Annotated in this window: 14 protein-coding genes; 5 read left to right on the top strand and 9 right to left on the bottom strand. The window is 70.2% G+C overall.

Features of this window, described 5'->3' with window-relative positions:
- Nucleotides 1-25: 25 nt before the first annotated feature.
- Nucleotides 26-1069 (top strand): gamma-glutamylcyclotransferase family protein, encoded by a 1044-nt coding sequence (locus ABD143_RS03245; RefSeq protein WP_343970938.1) that lies wholly within the window; start codon nucleotides 26-28, stop codon nucleotides 1067-1069.
- 59 nt (nucleotides 1070-1128) lie between these two features.
- Nucleotides 1129-2487: an MFS transporter gene (locus ABD143_RS03240; RefSeq protein ID WP_343970935.1), complete on the top strand. Its 1359-nt coding sequence runs from the start codon at nucleotides 1129-1131 to the stop codon at nucleotides 2485-2487.
- 51 nt (nucleotides 2488-2538) lie between these two features.
- Here ABD143_RS03240 and ABD143_RS03235 read toward each other — a convergent pair whose 3' ends face one another.
- The 6 genes from ABD143_RS03235 to ABD143_RS03210 all read right to left on the bottom strand — a co-directional run bounded on the left by ABD143_RS03235 (nucleotide 2539) and on the right by ABD143_RS03210 (nucleotide 9874).
- Nucleotides 2539-3645, bottom strand: coding sequence for an amidohydrolase family protein (locus tag ABD143_RS03235; RefSeq protein ID WP_343970932.1), 1107 nt, complete (start codon nucleotides 3643-3645; stop codon nucleotides 2539-2541).
- Nucleotides 3646-3667: 22 nt separating this feature from the next.
- Entirely contained in the window at nucleotides 3668-5356 is a 1689-nt protein-coding gene (groL, locus tag ABD143_RS03230; RefSeq protein WP_343970929.1) for a chaperonin GroEL, read from the bottom strand.
- A gap of 129 nt (nucleotides 5357-5485) precedes the next feature.
- A complete protein-coding gene (mimD, locus tag ABD143_RS03225) occupies nucleotides 5486-5857 on the bottom strand; it encodes a propane 2-monooxygenase effector subunit MimD (protein WP_343970926.1) in 372 nt (123 codons plus the stop codon).
- A complete protein-coding gene (locus ABD143_RS03220) occupies nucleotides 5854-7044 on the bottom strand; it encodes an aromatic/alkene monooxygenase hydroxylase subunit beta (RefSeq protein WP_343970923.1) in 1191 nt (396 codons plus the stop codon). The genes mimD and ABD143_RS03220 overlap by 4 nt, the downstream gene beginning before the upstream one ends.
- The gene (locus tag ABD143_RS03215) at nucleotides 7041-8102 is read right to left on the bottom strand and encodes an FAD-binding oxidoreductase (protein WP_343970920.1); all 1062 of its coding nucleotides are present in this window, start codon (nucleotides 8100-8102) and stop codon (nucleotides 7041-7043) included. Before ABD143_RS03215 ends, ABD143_RS03220 begins: the two co-directional genes overlap by 4 nt.
- A gap of 134 nt (nucleotides 8103-8236) precedes the next feature.
- Nucleotides 8237-9874: a ferritin family protein gene (locus ABD143_RS03210; protein WP_343971634.1), complete on the bottom strand. Its 1638-nt coding sequence runs from the start codon at nucleotides 9872-9874 to the stop codon at nucleotides 8237-8239.
- Between the two features lie 447 nt (nucleotides 9875-10321).
- Here ABD143_RS03210 and ABD143_RS03205 point away from each other — a divergent pair, with 447 nt between their 5' ends.
- Genes ABD143_RS03205 through ABD143_RS03195 form a run of 3 tightly spaced genes read left to right on the top strand, consistent with a single transcriptional unit; the run spans nucleotide 10322 to nucleotide 14232 of the window.
- Nucleotides 10322-12097: a sigma-54-dependent Fis family transcriptional regulator gene (locus ABD143_RS03205; RefSeq protein ID WP_343970917.1), complete on the top strand. Its 1776-nt coding sequence runs from the start codon at nucleotides 10322-10324 to the stop codon at nucleotides 12095-12097.
- Nucleotides 12098-12133: 36 nt separating this feature from the next.
- Nucleotides 12134-13051, top strand: a complete 918-nt coding sequence (locus ABD143_RS03200) for an ABC transporter ATP-binding protein (protein ID WP_343970914.1) — start codon at nucleotides 12134-12136, stop codon at nucleotides 13049-13051.
- The gene (locus tag ABD143_RS03195; RefSeq protein WP_343970912.1) at nucleotides 13048-14232 is read left to right on the top strand and encodes an ABC transporter permease; all 1185 of its coding nucleotides are present in this window, start codon (nucleotides 13048-13050) and stop codon (nucleotides 14230-14232) included. The genes ABD143_RS03200 and ABD143_RS03195 overlap by 4 nt, the downstream gene beginning before the upstream one ends.
- A 13-nt stretch (nucleotides 14233-14245) precedes the next feature.
- Here the strand turns inward: ABD143_RS03195 and ABD143_RS03190 are convergent, their stop codons facing one another.
- The 3 genes from ABD143_RS03190 to ABD143_RS03180 all read right to left on the bottom strand — a co-directional run bounded on the left by ABD143_RS03190 (nucleotide 14246) and on the right by ABD143_RS03180 (nucleotide 17573).
- Nucleotides 14246-14686 (bottom strand): sunset domain-containing protein, encoded by a 441-nt coding sequence (locus tag ABD143_RS03190; protein ID WP_343970909.1) that lies wholly within the window; start codon nucleotides 14684-14686, stop codon nucleotides 14246-14248.
- Between the two features lie 77 nt (nucleotides 14687-14763).
- A complete protein-coding gene (locus tag ABD143_RS03185) occupies nucleotides 14764-16152 on the bottom strand; it encodes a cryptochrome/photolyase family protein (protein WP_343970905.1) in 1389 nt (462 codons plus the stop codon).
- Between the two features lie 74 nt (nucleotides 16153-16226).
- Entirely contained in the window at nucleotides 16227-17573 is a 1347-nt protein-coding gene (locus ABD143_RS03180; RefSeq protein WP_343970902.1) for a citrate synthase, read from the bottom strand.
- Nucleotides 17574-17706: the final 133 nt, after the last annotated feature.

Raw genomic sequence — 17706 nt, 5'->3', positions numbered from 1 at the left:
TGCGTCCCGGCCGTACCGTGCAGTCGTGGCATGGCCCGATGCGGACTTCCCGGCCGACCCTTACCCCGGGGCGGTTCCGCCTACCTCGTTCGTGCACGTTGACGAGGCCTCTCACGCGCTGGTGGCCGACTCCCGGGCGGGCTGGTGCGTCGAGGGCGTCCCGCTCGACACCTGGCTGGCCGCGCATGCCGCCGCTCCCATGGCAGGGCGGCTACCGGTGCTCTCCTACGGCTCGAACCGCTGCCCGGGCAAGATCACGTGGCTGCGCCGCGAGCTGGGGCTGGGCGCGGACCCGGTGGTCGTGTTGCGGGCGCGCACCGAGGGCGTGGCGGCGGTGTGGGCCGCCGGCCTGCGGCACCGCGACGGCCAGCGCCCCGCCGTGCTCGCCGCTGCCCCCGGTGTGGTCGAGCAGCATGCCGTCTGGTTCGCCACGCCGGAGCAGATCGCCGTGCTCGACCGCTGCGAGGGCCGCGACGAGCGGTTCCGGCTCGCGCGGCTGCGGACCGGAACCGTGCACACCGAGGACGGCATGCGCGTCGAGGCCCCGTGGTGCTACGTCGGGCACGCCGCCACCCGGCGCCCGCTGCTCGTGGACGGCGCCGCCGCGCGCTGCGCGGACGTGCCGCAGGCCGCCGCGCTCGTCCTGGAAGGCGACGCGGCTCCCGGTGACGATCTCGACGCCGACACCGTGACCGGCGCTCCGCACCCCGACGAGTGGCCCGCGGCGCTCTTCGTCTACGGGCTCCTGCAGCCGGGCGGGCCGTCGTGGAATCTGGTCGCGGCAAACGGCGCGGGCGAGCCCGCGCGCGCGACCGTCGACGGCACGGTGTTCGACACCGGCCGCGGCTACCCGGCCCTGCGCCCCGGCACCGGCGGCCGGGCCGCGGGCTGGGTGGTGGCGCTGCACGACCCGGCTGCGGCGCTCCCCGGCCTCGACGAGTACGAGGGCCGCGACTACCGGCGAGTGCGGCTCGCCGCGCCGGACGGGCGGCCGATGTGGGCCTACACCTGGGACGGGCCGACCGACGGGATGCCCACCCTCGCCTGCGGTTGGCCGCCCCGGCTCTGACCTGCGGCGATCCCTGCTCGTCCGGCGATGTCGCGATGTGCCAACTAGCCTGGCCGACCATGTCAACGCAAGAGCGGCCTGCCTCGATCGAGCAGCCGGACAAGCGCACCGTGCACCGCGCGGTGGCCGGGGCGGCCATGGGCAACGCGGTCGAGTGGTTCGACTACGCGATCTACAGCTACCTCATCACCACGATCGGGCTGAACTTCTTCCCCGAGGCCGACCCGACCGTGCAGACGCTGCTGGCGTTCTCGCTGATCGCGATCCCGTTCGTGCTGCGCCCCTTCGGCGGCATCCTGCTCGGCCCGCTCGGCGACAAGTTCGGCCGCCGCAGGGTGCTCGCGTTCACGATCATCATGATGTCGGCGGCCACGTTCTTCATCGGGCTCATCCCGAGCTACTCCTCGATCGGCGTAGCGGCACCCATCCTGCTGCTCCTCGCGCGGCTGGTGCAGGGCTTCTCCACAGGCGGCGAGTACGGCGGGGCGGCCACCTTCATCGCCGAGTACGCACCCGACCGCAAGCGCGGCTTCTACGGCAGCTTCCTGGAGTTCGGCACGCTTGCGGGCTACGTGCTCGGCGCGAGCCTCGCCACCGCCGTGCAACTCATGCTCCCCGACGAGGCCCTGCACACGTGGGGCTGGCGAATCCCGTTCCTCGTCGCGGGACCGCTCGGGCTGATCGGGTTCTACCTGCGGAGCCGGCTGGAGGACACCCCGGCGTTCCGGCACGCGCAGGAGGAGGGCGAGACGAGCAGGGCCCCGTTCACCGAGACGATGCGCGCGGTCTGGCCGCAGATCCTCAACCTGATCGGCTTCGTGATCCTGCTCAACGTCGCCGTGTACACGCTCCTGACGTACATGCCGACGTACCTCACGCAGGTCCTGGGGATCAGCGAGACCGAGGCGTTGCTGGTGATCATCGGCGTGATGCTCGCGATGATGCTGGTCATCGCGCCGGTGGGCGCACTGTCCGACCGGATCGGCCGCAAGCCGCTGCTACTCGGCTCGGCGATCGGGTTCGTCCTGCTCAGCTACCCGGCAATCGCACTGATCGGGATGCGCGACCCGCTGCCGGTGACGGTCGGCATGGCGATCCTCGCGCTGCTGCTCGTGATGCTGCTCGGCACGATCGGCTCGGCGCTGCCTGCGATGTTCCCCACCCGCAACCGGTACGGCGGCTTCTCCATCGGCTACTCGCTGTCGACGGCGGCGTTCGGCGGCACCGCGCCGCTCATCATCACCGCACTGATCGACCGCACCGGCGACACCGCCATCCCGGCGTACTACCTGATGGGCGCGGCGGCGATCGCGATCGTGCCGATCCTGCTGATGCCCGAGACGGCCCGGGTCCCGATCTCCCACCCGACGAAAATCCCCGGCAAGGAACCGGAGGCCACAGGCGTTATGGCTCCATAACGCTGTTCGACGGCCCGGTAGGGCGCGTTGTGGCCCCATAGTGCGCCAGATTTACGCCCCTGCTGCCGCTGACGGTAGGGGGCGGCCTATGCGGTACAGGCGGGCCGCGTTGTCGCCCAGCACCACGCGCTTCGCCGACGTGTCGAACCTCGGGTAGCGGTGGCGCAGGTGGTCGGGGAACCGGTACGCGGCCAGCTCCCGCACCAGCCGCCCCGGCCGCACCAGCGGGTACCCGCTCCCGAAGAGCAGCCGGTCTGCGCCGAACGCCCGCAGCAGCGCCCCGAAGGCGTGGGCGAAGTCCTCCGAACCGATCCACGGCAGGATCTCGGTGAGCAGGACATGCACGTTGGGCAGCTCCGCGAGGCGCAGCAGCCGCCGTTCCGGCAGGCAGCCCGCGCCGAGCACGAACCGGACGTGCGGGAGGGCGCGGGCCAGGTCGCGGAACTGCGCCGGGTCGAAGCCGGCCGGGGCGACCCGCTCCGCGGCCCGCGTCCGCACCGGCAGCGCCGAGCCGGCCTGCACCGGCTCGGCCCAGCGCGGCACCCGGGGCGGGCGGCGGAGCGCCGCACCGGGCGGGGGTGCGGGGCCGCCGAACTCGCGCCGCCACGGCGCGGGCAGGGTCGACGGCCCGACCCCGAGATGCACCACGTCTGCGCCCCCCGCCGCGGCCCGGCCGAGGGTGCGCCGCAGCCACGGGTCGTCCAGCCGCTGCCAGCCGCGCGGGCGGTGCCGCTCGCACAGCGTCAGCCCGCGCAGGTCGAACCGCCGCACCCGCGGCCCGAGGCCACGCGCGCCCGGCTGCCCGCCGCCGGGGTCCAGCTCACCGCTCAGCACGAACCGCCCCGGCATCCAGCCCGCCATCTCGGCGTGCCACTCCAGCGGGCTGAACCCGAGCACGAACAGGTCGCCGAGCACCACGGGCTGCAGGACCGCGCGGTCGACATGCCCCGCGCCGAACACGTCACGGGTCAGGCTCTGCTCGGAGACCCGCTCCGCCTCATGCGGGGGTACGCCGGCACCGTCGAGCTCCCGGTGCCTGCGCAGCAGGTCCGTGGCGTAGGCCTCCCCGTCGGGGATCGCCTGGTTGTGCGGGCTCGCGTCCCACACGTGCACCTGGGCGTCGACGACGAGGATGCGCTGGCCCCCGACGGTGTACACGGGCTGATCCGGCTCGCGCGCCTCAGCCGACCGACGGGCCGAGCCCGAGCGACTGAGGGGTGCTCGAATCGGGTGACGGCTGCGGGATGCCCTCGTCGAGCGGCCCGAACTCCGTCATCAGCGCCTTGTTCCAGGGCGTCACTTCCTCGGCCACCAGCGAGTTGGTGGTGAGGATCAGCCCGGCGACGGAGGCCCCGTTCTGCAGGGCGGACCGGACGACCCGGAGGGGATCGATGATCCCCATCTCGACCATGTTCCCGTAGCGGCCCTCCAGCGCGTCGAAGCCCTCGTCGGCGGCCATCGCGGTCACCTGCTTCACCACCTGGTCGCCGTCGTAGCCGGCGTTCGAGGCGATCAGGTGCACAGGCTCGGTGAGCGCCCCACGCACGATCTCCACGCCGATGCGGTAGTCGCCGCTGACCTCCAGCGCATCGAGCGCGGGCTCGGCGTGCAGCAGCGCGGAGCCACCACCGGCGACGATCCCCTCGGCGATCGCGGCCCGGGTGGCCTGCAGCGAGTCGTCGACGCGGTGGCGCACCTCCTTGGCCTCCGCGTTGGTTGGCGCGCCGACCCAGATGATCGCCGCCTTGCCCGAGAGCCGGGCGATCCGCTCGGCGAGGAAGTCCTCGTCGGTGCCGATCGTCGCGCGTTCCAGCTCCGCGCGCAGCTGGGTGAGCCGCAGCTCGACGGCCTCGCGGCTCCCGGCCCCGCCGATGATCGTGGTGTGGTCGCTGGTGACGCGCACCTGCGCTGCGCGCCCGAGGTGCGCGACGGTGATCTGCTCCAGCGCGAACGACGAGCTCTTGCTGTGCACCTTCCCGCCGCAGAGCGCCGCCATGTCCTCCAGCAGGTGGATGCGCTTCTCACCGAAGCCGGGGGCCTTGATCGCGACGTTCTGGAACGTGCCGTTGACGTGGTTGTGCACGAGCATCTGCAGCGCCGTGCCCTCGACGGTCTCCGCGATCACGACCAGCGGCCTGCGGTCGGCCCGCATGATCTGCTCCAGCACGGGCATCAAGGACCGGACGTCCTTGATCTTCTCCGCGGAGAACAGCAGGTAGGCGTCCTCCAGCACGGCCTCCAGCCGCCCGGGGTCGGTCACCTGGTACGGCGAGACGTAGCCGTTGTCGAACTCGAAGTCCTCCACGAAGGAGACCTCGAGTCCGATCGTCGGGGAGTCCTCGACGGTGACGGTGCCGTCGTTGCCGACGGTGTGCAGGGCGCGCGCCACAACGCGGCCGATGGCCTCGTCGTCGTTGGCGGAGATCGCCGCGACGCGCGAGTAGTCCTGCTCGCTCGCCACGGGGTGCGCCACCTGCGCCAGGCGCTGTACCAGGGCGCCGACGGCCACGTCGACGCCTCGCTTGACCAGTACCGGGTTGCCGCCGCTCTCGATGGCCTTCATGCCCTCGCGGACGATGGCCTGCGCGAGCACCGTGGCGGTGGTGGTGCCGTCGCCGACGATGTCATTGGTCTTGATCGCGGCTTCCTTGAGCAGCTGCGCGCCCATGTTCTCGAACGGGTCACGCAGGTGGATCTCCCGCGCGATCGTCACGCCGTCGTTGGTGACCTCGGGCGTGCCTGTGATCTTCTCCAGGACGACGTTGCGGCCCTTCGGCCCGAGTGTGCTCTTCACAGCCTCGGCGAGCTGGTCGACGCCGGCCTGGAGCAGGCGCCGGGCGTCCGCTCCGAATCGCAGTTCCTTCGCCATGGGGTGTGTCCTCCTGGACGGTTCGCGGGTCTCGTCGGTTGGATGCGCGGGGGTCCTTGTCCGCCTCGAACGGCGAACCGGGCCGCCGCCCGCGGTAGATCAGCGGGCGGCGACCCGGGAGAGGTGGATCTACGTGACGGGCTTGAGGTCGAAGTCCAGGTACTCGGCTGCGTCCTCGGGGTTGGCGAACATGATCGTGCGGTCGTCGAGGTGGACCATGCGCCCGTAGTGGGTGGACATGTTCTCCTCGAACTCGGCCGCGTCGAACCAGCCCTCCTCCTCGCCTGCCTCGTCGTCGACATCGGCGTAGACGAGGTCGAAACGGCCGGTCGCGTCGACCCGGATCATCGACGGGAGGTGAGTGACCTTCACGTTGTCGAGCCGGCCCAGGACGTGGGCGACCAGCGCTCCAACCTGGTTGTTCATCAGGGTGAAGCCGCACATGCCCGACGCGGTGTTGTTCGACTGGTAGGGGCTCTCGGCCGTCTTGTACGAGGTCACTGCTTCAGCTCCTTCGGGGTCTGCAGGCCGAGATCGGAGACGATCCCGGCGAACCGGTTCTTGGCCCGATCGAGCGCGTCCTCGAACGTCGGCGGCTTGTGGTCGGCCTGCGACCAGATCGGCTGGAGGGTGCGCGCCGCCTCGAGGCACTGCGGCACCCACTTCGCCAGCCAGCCCTGCATGAGCTGCTTGTTGTGGTCGGCGAACTCGCGGTCCTGTGTGAGCGGGGCGAAGCACGCGACCGTCCAGCGCAGGTCCCGCTGGGAATAGTCGTACTCGCCCGCACCGATGAGCGTGGGCGTCACGTAGTCGCCGTTGCCCGCCGCGGACTGCTGCACCAGGTTGCTGCGGAAGAGCTCGCCGAGCAGCGGCTCGAACACGACGTTCGCGGCGAAGATCGATTCGCCCCAGTCGTCGTCGACGGCGGTGAGCGCCTCGGTCACCTTGCGGACGCCCTGCCAGACCGGATCGTTGTTCCAGGCGTCGAGGTGCGCCGTGCCGTCGAAGCCCTCGATCTCCTCGGTCAGTGTCAGGTTGTACAGCGCCAGGTCCTGCGCGAACCGGATCTTGTGGGCGCTGTTCACGGCCATCGCGGTGTTGTGCATGTTCGTCGGGCCGGAGCGGTTGCAGGCGGCGAACACATAAAGCCCGAGAATGTGCTCGACGTGCATCCACGCACCGACGTTGCGCTCGACGAAACGGACCCAGTTCGGCGTCCATTGCTCGAACGCCTTGGCGTTGCGGGCGTTCTCGACGTTCTGGTTCAGCTGCCGGACGACGTTCGCGCCGTACCGGTAGATCGTCATCTCCCATTCTTCGTTGGGATCACGGAACTCGTGCCATCCGTGGGCGGGCCAGGTGAAGTCCTTCGGCAGCCCGCCGGAGCCGACACCGCGCTGCGGCTCGGGCTTGTCGACGCCCCACGCCTTGAGCTTCGTCCAGTGCAGCGGGTAGCCGTTGTCACCGTTGGCGAAGCCGTAGATCCAGCCCTGCGACAGGTAGTGCCGCGGGTCGGGCTGCACCTCGACGGTGACGTCCTCGTAGTGGGTCTGCTTGCGCTTGGCAGGCTGGAAGTAGTTGTAACGACGGGCGCTCGCGCTCGAATCCGGGAACTCCCGTGCGCCGGCCTCGGCGTCCGTGAAAACCGGTTTCGGGACGCTGCGTTCGGGCCGTTCGGTGGTGGTCATGGGCCGTCCTCGCCTTCCGGTTCACCGGTAGTGGTGAACTTGTCGTAGAAGATGTGCTCCTCGCGCACGCCGAGTGCCGTCAGAGTCGCGATCGCCGCGTCCACCATCGGCGGCGGACCGCAGACATAGGCATCCATCCCTTCCAACGATGATTCGTTCGCACGGACGATCTCGGTGATCAGGCCGGTGTGCCCGTCCCATACGTCGTCCTCGGCCGGCTCGGACAGCGCCGGGATGTACCGGAATCCCGGCATCTTCTCGGCGAGCCGTTCGAGCTCCTTCTCGAAGCACAGGTCGCGCGCGGCCCGCGCCCCGTAGTAGAAGGTCGCCTTCCGCTCGACTCCGCGTTCGGCCATCGACCGCAGCAACCCGAGCACCGGCGCCATCCCGGCCCCGCCGCCCACGAAGATCAGGTCGGATGTCCGGCTCTCGCGAAGCGTGAAGGTGCCGAACGGCCCCTCCACGTCGAGCCGGTCTCCGACCTTCACCCGCTCGTCCAGGAACTGGGAGAACAACCCGTCCGGGTAGATCTTGATGACGAATTCGTACCGCCCGTCGCGGCTAGGCGTGTTCGCCATCGAGAACGAGCGGCTCTCCTCAGTGCCCGGCACCATGAAGTCGAGGTACTGCCCGGGGAAGAACTTGATCTCCTCGGGCTCCACGAGCTTCACCACCAGGTGACGCATGTCGTGAGTCACCGCTTCGTTCGAGACGACCTCCACCACGCCCTTTCGCAGCGGCAGGCCGGAGCGGATGATCTCCTCGTCGTAGTTGAGGAGCTCGATCACCAGGTCCTCGTACGGATGGGCCCGGCAGAGCAGCGTCTGCCCCTCCTCCTTCTCGTAGTCGGGGAGGGCGAACGTCGAGTACCGCTCGAGATCGATGTTGTCCATGTCGCCCTCGAGCACGAACGACTTGCAGGCCGCGCACTGCCCTTCCTTGCAGCCGTGCATGAGCTGGACGCCCTGCTCGGCAGCCGCGCGCAGGATCGTCTGGTTCTCGTCCACCTCGATCTCGATGCCGACCGGCTCGAAGCGCACGACGTGTTTCTCACCCAACGGAATGGCACCCTCTCGGGTTGGTGGGACTGCGGCGGCCATGCCGCCGTCTCTCGAGTGGAAGAGGGCAGGTCACGGCAGGGAGAGGAGCCGGTCCGGCTGGAGCCGGCCCTCCCCCCTCGCCTGACCCGCGCTCAGGCGTCAGCGGGTGCGGGGCGCCCGGCGGGACCCTGCTTGTTGTAGTTCTCGACGAATGCCGCGCGGTCGGCGTCGCTCATCTCGTTGAAGAGGACGTTGGGGCTCTGCAGCGGCGGGCACCTGCGCAGGTGGTCGAGTGTCCACATCTTGCTCGGGTCGAGGTTCAGGTGCGGCTGGGCCGTCATGGTCTTGCCGTCGTCGCGGACGAAGCCCATGTCGGACACCACGTCCGCCCAGTTCCACCCGTGGTAGAGCGTCTCCCACTCGCGGTGGCCGACCAGTCGACCCATGTTCGGGGTCTCGCGGCCCTGGTAGGTGCCCCGGAACGCCTCGACGTCGGTCCACCGGCAGACCTCGTGGCAGTACGTGCGGTGCACGCCGTCCACCTCGGCCGTGACCATGTCCTCGCGCACCAGGCACGGCACCATGCAGGTCCAGCACCGCTGCGGGTAGACGTAGTCCACGTCCTCGAACACGATCGGGTTGTGACCGTTGGGGGTGGCGAGGCGGCCGTAGTTCTCCCACCACTTCCCGTACTTGTCGTACCAGCCCGGGTACTTGTACTCGAACCACTCGAAGTCCTCGTCGGTCATCGCGTCGATCCGCCAGTAGTTGGCGAGCCAACCGGTGGCGAAGAACTGCGCGACCTCGTGAACGTAGCCCTTCTCCCAGATCTGCTTCCACGACTCCTCGATGAGGTCGTGCGGGATCACCAGGCCGTACTTCTCGAGCGGCACCAGGTAGGACCGGTAGTAGTCGTCGTAGATCCAGCGGCGCCACATCTCCGCGTAGGACTCGCGGTCCTTGCGGCGGTCCTTCGTGCCGTACTCGATGAACGTGCCGATCGCGGCGTCCACGACGCGGTGGTTGTTCCACCACGCGTAGCGCAGGTCGCGCTCGAGCAGCTGGCGGTTGTCCTCGTCCGAAAGCGCCATCAGCAGGGTGGCGTAGCCGTTGGAGATGTGGCGCGACTCGTCGGACTGCACCGAGTGGAACACCGTCGGCAACAGGTAGTCGCCGTTGGCCGCCGCCTCGGCCGGCATGGCCACGAACAACGTGTTCGTGAAGGCCGTCTCCGCGACGATGGTCAGGTAGATGCTCGCCGCGGTGATGGCGTCACCGGTGATGAACCCCTCGGCGAACTGGCGGCCGATGGTGCCGCAGTAGTCGCCGTGGAAGCCCCGCAGGCTGTTGTTGAAGCCCGCCGGGTCGATGTAGTTGTTCATGTAGAGGCGCTTGAGGTTCTGCTGGATCGTCGAGTGCCGGACCTCGTCGATCATCTGGATCGCCTGGCCGTTGTGCAGCTCCGGGTTCGGCACCACGTGGAACAACATCGGCATCGACCGCGCGGCCGAGATCTCCGGCAGCGGGATGATCGACAGGAACAGCTTCTGCCATTCCAGCCAGCGCTCCTGGACCTGGCGGAACATGTTTCCGCGGATGGCCCCGTCCTGCGCTCCGTAGACGCGGTGGTCCTTCTCCTCCTGCATCGGGAAGTAGGACCGCAGAACCTGCTTGAGCGGGTCCTTCTTGGCTGCCTTCCGGAACGTGTAGTCGGTGCCGTACTTCATGTACGGCTCGTGGTACTGCGGCTCCCAGGCCAGTTCCTGGATCTTCTGATGAGCCTTCGCCAGACTCTGCCGACTCACATCGACTCCTCACGTGGTGGTTGGCCGCGGACCGGCTCGCGCCTCGCGTCCGCCGGACCGGGCTCGCCCGGACTGGCGGGAACGCGCACCGCTCCCCTTGGTCTGCCCCCGTCCGCGGTGCCGGTCGGTCGCGGGTGGCGCCGGCAGCGGAGGTGGACCCGAGAGGCGGAACCGGGTCCGGCCGGCCCAGCCGATCTCGGTTCGCCTCTCGTGCCGGGAATCACACCGCCCCGCTCGCCGGAGCGAGGTCTCAATATGAGACGGTAAGCGATTGCCTGGCTCTGACCTCGCGAGAAGCGCGGTACTGTTCGTTCGACGCAGGAGCACGCATCGCCGCGTGAGCGCCACTGCGCCGAGGAAGGGCAAACGAGCTTGGGCCGCGCGTACCAAGGCTTTCCCCCACGACGGACCGACGCGTCCGCCGAGCATTTGGTGCGTGCGCGCACGTCGTTCCTCGTGGACGACCAGATCGAGTTCGGTGCCGTCCGCGACACGATCCTCGCCTCGTGGACCCGCTCCCGGGAGTGGGACATCGACACCGACAACGTCGAGCTGTCGGGCGAGTTCGACCTCGAACCGGACTCTCCGCTGGTCAGGGCGGCCGCACCGATCGTGGCCGATGTCGCCGACCAGTTCGCGGGCGAGCCGGTGAGCGTGATCCTCACCGACGCCGACGGGGTCGTGCTGGAGCGGCGCAGCGGCGACACGGCGCTCAACCAGCACCTCGACAAGGTCTGGCTCGCCCCCGGATTCTCCTACGCGGAGCGGTTCATCGGAACCAACGGGATCGGCACGGCGCTGGAGGGGCGCGGACCGGCCCAGGTCTTCGGGCACGAGCACTACGTCGAGCCGCTGGCCGACCTGGCGTGCGCAGGCGCCCCCATCTGGCACCCGACCAGCGGCAAACTGCTCGGCGTCGTCGACCTCACCTGCTGGCGCCGCGACGCAGGCCGTTTCATGGCGGTGGCCGTCGCGCGCATCGCGCGCCAGATCGAGGGAGCGCTGCTCGAGCAGTCCGGACCGCGTGAGCTCGCACTCCTGCACGACTACCTGAGCGCCTGTCAGCGGGCCCGGGGCGCCGTGTTCGCCGTCAGTCCCGGCGTCGTGATGATGAACGACCGCGCTCGGGAGCTGATCGACCCCATGGACCAGGTCGCGCTCATCGCCGGGGCAACCGAGGCGATGAACTCCGGGCAGCGACTCATGATGATCGACCTGCCGAGCGGCGCCGTCGCGCGCGTGCAGTGCAAGCCGAGCTGGACCGACCGCGGAACCACAGGCGGTGTGCTCCACGTCCACCTCGCGGCGCCGGACATCCCGCGCCCGCGCACGCACGCCGCGCCCACGACCTCGTCACAGGCGGCCGCCGTCGGCTCCGGGATGCTGTGGACCAAGTGCCGACAGGCCGTCGACCGGCACTTCCAGAACCGCGAGTGGCTGGTGCTGGAGGGCGAGGCCGGAACCGGCAAGGCCACCCTCGCGAGGGCCACCCACCAGTGCCGCACACCCGCCGCACATCTGCGGGTGCTCGACTCCGACGAGTACAGCCCGCGCTGGGTCGCCGAGATCATCGAGGAGCTGGAGACCGGAGCCGGCGGCACCCTCGTGCTCACCCACGTCGACCGGCTCCCGCCCGAGGGCGTGCAGGCGCTCGCCGACGCGCTGGAACCGCACCGGGAGTCCACCGACCACGAGCGCATGTGGGTGGTCGCCACCGTCGGGCCAGGCGGGCTGACCGCGGGCGACAACGTCCCGGACCTGCTCGAGTTCTTCCCGCGCACGGTCGAGGTGCCGCCGCTGCGCCATCGCGTCGAGGACCTCGCCGAGCTCGTCCCTCAGCTCCTCGCCCGCTTGACGAGGGGCAGCGACCTCACCTGCTCGCCCGACGCCATGCGCGTGCTCATGCGCAACCGCTGGCCCGGCAACGTCGAGCAGCTCTACCAGGTGCTCCGCAAGGCAGTGGCCCGTCGCCGCGCGGGTGTGCTGACGGCGGAGGACCTGCCGCCCGAGTGCCGGGCGATCACCCGCCGCGTGCTCACGCCGCTCGAGGCCATCGAGTGCGACGCGATCGTCGACGCGCTGCTCGACAACGACGGCAACAAGGCCGAGGCAGCCCGGCACCTGGGGATGTCCCGGGCCACGATCTACCGCAAGATCCGCGGCTACGGGATCTCCATGCCCGGCGTGGAGGCGGGCCGGCGGGGCTGACCGATCACCCGTGCGGCCCCGACGTAAGGTCGCGGCGTGCTGGACATCGCGGCGATCTCGAAGCGGTTCGGAACGCGGCAGGCGCTGGCCGACGTGACCTTCACCGTCCGGCCCGGCGAGGTGTTCGGCTTCGTCGGCAGCAACGGCGCGGGGAAGACCACCACCATGCGCATCGTGCTCGGCGTGCTCACCGCCGACGCCGGTGAGGTGCGCTGGAAGGGCACCGCCGTCGACGCGGACCTTCGCAGGCGGATCGGCTACATGCCTGAACAGCGCGGGCTCTACCCCAAGATGAAGGTCGGCGAGCAGCTGCGCTACCTGGCCCGGCTGCACGGGCTCACCCAGTCCGCGGCCGCCGCGTCCGTGCAGCGCTGGACCGACCGGCTCGGGATCGCCGGACGCGCGGGCGACGAGGTGCAGAAGCTCTCCCTCGGCAACCAGCAGCGGGTGCAGCTGTGCGCAGCGCTGGTGCACGACCCCGAGGTGCTCGTGCTCGACGAGCCGTTCTCCGGGCTCGACCCCACCGCCGTCGAGGTGATGAGCGGCGTGCTGCGGGACAAGGCCGACGCAGGCGTCCCGGTGATCTTCTCGAGCCACCAGCTGGAACTGGTCGAGCGGCTGTGCGACCGGATCGGGATCATCGCGACCGGCCGCATGGTGGCCGTCGGCAGCGTCGAGGAGCTGCGGGAACGGGCGGGAGCGGCCGCGGTGCTCGAGGTCTTCGGGCCGGGACCGGGGTGGGCCGCCGACCTCACCGGTGTGGACGTGCTCGCCGTCGACGACGGCGGGCGCACGCGGCTTCGCATCGCCCCCGACGTCGACGACCAGGACGTGCTGCGTGCGGCACTCGCCGCCGGGCCCGTCCACGAGTTCCGGCGATGGCGGCCGCCGCTCACGGAGCTGTACCGCGACGTCGTCCAGGCCGGCCCGGAACCGCAGGAGATACCGGCGTGACCACGCCACTGTCGACGAGCCAGGCCGTTGTGCTGGTGGCGCGCCGCGAGTTCGTCACCCAGGTGCGCTCGCGCAGCTTCGTCATCGGCCTCGTGATCACGCTCGTGTTGTTCGGCGGGCTGTTCCTGCTCGGCGCCTGGATCAGCGGGCAGTCCTCCAGCCACACCCTCGGCGTCACGGCCGGGGCCGCGGGCCTGGAGCCCGGGCTGCAGCAAGCCGCGCAGTCGCAGGGCGCCCAGCTGACCCTGCACGAGGTCGACGACGCGACGGGCCGCGCCCAGGTGGAGTCCGGTGACCTCGACGCCGTCCTCACCGGCGCTCCCGGCGCCTACCAGCTCATCGGACTCGACTCGGTCGGCGACAACTTGCGGTCGATCGTCGACGCCGCCGTGCAGCAGCAGACGCTGACGGCCGAGCTCAACGCCGCAGGCGTCGATCCCAGTGGGCTCGCGGACCGCTCGAACGTGGTCGTCGAGACGCTGCAGCCGGGTGACCCCGACAGCGGGCAGCGGCTCGCTGTGGCCATCGTCGGGACGGTCCTCCTGTTCTTCTCGCTCAGCGGCTACGGGAGCCTCGTCGCGACCGGTGTCGTGGAGGAGAAGCAGAGCCGTGTCGTCGAGCTCCTGCTGGCCACGATCCGGCCGTGGCAGCTGCTGGCGGGGAAGATCCTCGGCCTCGGCACGGTCGGGCTGTTGCAGCTGGTGATCCTCAGCGCGATCTGCGGTGCCGGCGCGTCGGCCGCCGGGCTGCTCACGGTGCCGGGCGCGGCCGTGGGGATGTTCGTGATGGTCGTGCTCTGGTATCTGCTCGGCTTCTTCCTCTACGCCTCGCTCTACGCGGCCGTCGGATCGACCGTCTCTCGTCAGGAGGAGCTGCAGTCGGTTGTCGCTCCGATGATCTTCCTGCTGCTGATCCCGTTCGTACTCACGCTGAACCTGCTGCCCAGCGACCCCCGCAACGGCGTGGCCACCGTGCTGTCGTTCATCCCGTTCTTCTCCCAGACCGTGATGCCGGCCCGCTACGCGCTCGGCGTCGCCTCGCTGTGGGAGGTGCTGGTGGCGGCCGGGCTCGCGTTGCTCGCGATCGTCGTGGTGGTGCGGATCGCGGGCCGCATCTACCAGAACTCCGTGCTACGAACGGGCGCGCGGGTGAGCCTGCGCGAGGCGCTGAAGACGCGATGACCGCCGCTGAGAGTCAGTTGGTGGCGCGGCGCTTCGGCTTCCACTCCGTGAACCCGGCCGCTCGTGCGTCCTCGGCCGTGCGGAACCAGAGCGCGGGTTTGGTGCGCTCGTAGTAGGGGCTGCTGGGCAGGTGGAAGAGCATCGAGCCCGCGTTGCCCTTGATCGTGTAGTCGGGGCCGGGTGCCGAGCCGTCCGGGAGCGGGGCCGCGGCGCCGGGCGGCTCGGGCCCGGGGTCACGGTCAGGGCCGGGTTCGGGGTCCACCGTGGCAGCGACCGGCCGTTCGGACACCCGCCTCGGCGTCGGGGGGAGTGTGGGGGCACCTACCGCGCCGATGTTGCCGAGGGCGACCTCCGCGGTGGACCGGCGGGACCACGCAACCCAGGCAACGCCCGCGACCAGCACGAACAGCAACACCCAGCGCAGTCCGCCACGTCGGTCGACGTCCCTGACCATGAGCTCACCTCTCCGTCAGCTGCTTACGAAGGGTAGGACGGACCCCCACACGGAGCAATCGGCGACCCTGTGAGTTCTCAGCCGCGCGCGGCCTTCACCCGCTCGTAGCGGGCCAGCGCTTCCTGCCGCTCGGCCTGGTGGTCGACGATCGGCGCCGGGTATCCGTCCGGGACCCCATCGGGCAGCGCCCACGGCTGGTGCACCGCCTTGCCGGCCACCCCGCGCAGCTCCGGGACGAACCGGCGCACGTAATCGCCGTCGGGGTCGAACTTCTCCCCCTGGACAACCGGGTTGAACACGCGGAAGAACGGGGCGGCGTCGGTGCCGGTGCCGGCCGTCCACTGCCAGCCGTGCTGGTTGGACGCGAGGTCGCCGTCGACGAGCAGCCGCATGAAGTGCCGCGCACCCAGCCACCACGGCAGGTGCAGGTCCTTTACGAGGAAGCTCGCGACGATCATCCGCACCCTGTTGTGGATCCACGCCTGCTCGCTCAGCTGGCGCATCCCCGCGTCGACGATCGGGAAGCCCGTGCGGCCCGCGCACCAGGCGTCGAACCGCCCCTGCGCGCGCTTCCCCGACGCCAGCGGCATCGCGTCGAACGCCCGGTCGTAGTTCCGCCGGGCGGAGTCGGGACGCTGGAACAGCACGTCCGCGTAGAACTCCCGCCAGGCGATCTGCGAGCGGAAGGCCTCGGCGGACTCCGAGCGCAGCGCCGCGAGGTCGGCGAGCAGCGTGCGCGGGTGGATCTCGCCGTACTTGAGGTGCACCGACATCCGAGACGTCCCCGGGAGGTCCGGCCGGTTCCGGTCGATGCCGTACCGGCTCACCGGCCCGTCGAGGAACTCCTGCCATCGGGCGCGCGCGGCGTCCTCGCCCGCCTCGGGCAGCGTGGCGCCGACGTCCTCGTCGTCCGGGATCGCGACGGCCGGCACGTCGCCCGGCACGTCGCCCGGCGCGGCCAGCCATGTCACCGTCCCGGCATCGGTCTGCGCGGGGTGCCGCCAGCCGTGCTCCGCCCACGCCCGCCGGAACGGGGTGAACACCCGGTACGGCTCGCCGCCGGACTTCCGGACCCGGCCCGGGGCCACGGCGTAGGGCGAACCGCTGCGCACCAGCTCGCGACCGGCGTCGGCTAGCCCCTTCCCGACGGCCTCGTCCCGCCGGGTGCCGTACGGGCCGAAGTCGGCGGCGACGTGCACGGTGGTGGCCTCGACGGCCGCCGCGACCCGCGGGACGAGCTTGGCGGGGTCACCGCGGACGACGAGCAGCCGCCCGCCCAGAGCGGCGTCCAGGGCTCGGATACTGCGGTAGAGGTAGGTCCGCCTGGGCGCCCCGGACGGCCCGAGGAGGGCGGGGTCGAGCACGAACAGCGCCAGCGACCGGTCGGCGGCGTCGGCCGCGGCGAGAAACGTGGGCTGGTCGCGCACCCGCAGGTCCCGGCGGAGCCAGACGACAGCGGTGCCCATGTCCCGAAGCTAACGGCAGGCGGCTAGCCGCGCGCGCCGACCGCCTGCCGGTCACCCAGGTGAGATGGAGATGATCAGCGCTCGCTCATCGGCACGTACGGGCGTTCCGTGGCGCCGACGTAGAGCTGGCGCGGACGCCCGATCTTCGTGGTGGGGTCGTTGATCATCTCCCGCCAGTGCGCGATCCAGCCGGGGAGCCGGCCGAGTGCGAACAGGACGGTGAACATCTTCGTCGGGAAGCCCATCGCCCGGTAGATGACGCCGGTGTAGAAGTCGACGTTCGGGTAGAGCTTGCGCTCGACGAAGTAGTCGTCGGCGAGCGCACGCTCCTCCAGTGCCTTGGCGATGACGAAGTAGTCGTCGGCGAGCGCACGCTCCTCCAGTGCCTTGGCGATATCGAGCAACTGGTCGTTCACACCGAGCCGCTTGAGGATCTCGTCGGCGCTCTGCTTCACGATCCGGGCGCGCGGGTCGTAGTTCTTGTAGACGCGGTGCCCGAAGCCCATCAGGCGCGCGCCCTTCTCGCGGTTCTTGACCCGCTCGACGAAGGCGTCGACGTTGCCCTCCTCGACATCGCGGATGCGCTGCAGCATCTCCAGTACCGCCTGGTTGGCGCCGCCGTGCAGCGGGCCGAACAGGGCGTTGATGCCGGCGGAGATGCTCGCGAAGAGGTTGGCCTGCGACGAGCCGACCATGCGCACGGTGGACGTCGAGCAGTTCTGCTCGTGGTCGGCGTGCAGGATCAGCAGGGTGTCGAGCGCCCGTACGACCTCGGGGTCGAGCTCGTACGGCTCAGCCGGGAACCCGAACGTCAGGCGCAGGAAGTTCTCGACCAGCCCGAGCGAGTTGTCCGGGTAGAGGAACGGCTGGCCTATGGACTTCTTGTAGGCATACGCCGCGATCGTCGGGACCTTGGCGAGCAGGCGCACCGTCGACAGCTCGACCGCGTCCTGGTCGAACGGGTCGAGGCTGTCCTGGTAGAAGGTGGACAGCGCGCTGACGGCGCTGGACAGCACCGGCATCGGGTGGGCGTCGCGCGGGAACCCGTCGAAGAACCGTTTGAGGTCCTCGTGCAGGAGGGTGTGGCGGCTGATCTTGGTGGTGAACGCGTCCAGCTCGGAATTGCTGGGGAGCTCCCCGTAGATCAGCAGGTAGCTGGTCTCGAGGAAGCTGGAGCCCTCGGCGAGCTGGTCGATCGGGTAGCCCCGGTAACGCAGGATTCCGGCGTCGCCGTCGATGTAGGTGATGGCCGAACTGCAGGCTGCGGTGTTGCCGTAGCCGGCGTCGAGCGTGGTCATCCCCGTACCGGACAGCAGCTTGGAGATGTCGAACGCGGACGCGCCCTCGGTGGCGGCGTGAATATCCATCTCGTAGTCCCCGCCCGGGTGGTGCAGGACGGCGGTGCTGGTCTCGTCGGCCATGTGGAGGTTCCCTCGCACTCGAACGTTGCTTTTATGTTGCCGGCAACGCTAGTGCTCCTGGTCGGTCTTGTGCCTGTTCGAGCGTGACGCGTTCGTCACGGGGTGCCAGGCCGAAGCGTGCGCGTTCCAGCGG

Origin of the sequence: Pseudonocardia aurantiaca, assembly GCF_039526725.1 — a bacterium.
Lineage (GTDB): Bacteria > Actinomycetota > Actinomycetes > Mycobacteriales > Pseudonocardiaceae > Pseudonocardia > Pseudonocardia aurantiaca.
This window is presented reverse-complemented; position numbering and strand designations above follow the sequence as displayed.

Coding starts and splice junctions, on each gene's coding strand:
- ABD143_RS03240 (WP_343970935.1), top strand. CDS start 1,129: ATGTCAACGCAAGAGCGGCCTGCCTCGATCGAGCAGCCGGACAAGCGC.
- groL (WP_343970929.1), bottom strand. CDS start 5,356: ATGGCGAAGGAACTGCGATTCGGAGCGGACGCCCGGCGCCTGCTCCAG.
- ABD143_RS03220 (WP_343970923.1), bottom strand. CDS start 7,044: ATGACCACCACCGAACGGCCCGAACGCAGCGTCCCGAAACCGGTTTTC.
- ABD143_RS03190 (WP_343970909.1), bottom strand. CDS start 14,686: ATGGTCAGGGACGTCGACCGACGTGGCGGACTGCGCTGGGTGTTGCTG.
- ABD143_RS03185 (WP_343970905.1), bottom strand. CDS start 16,152: ATGGGCACCGCTGTCGTCTGGCTCCGCCGGGACCTGCGGGTGCGCGAC.
- ABD143_RS03180 (WP_343970902.1), bottom strand. CDS start 17,573: ATGGCCGACGAGACCAGCACCGCCGTCCTGCACCACCCGGGCGGGGAC.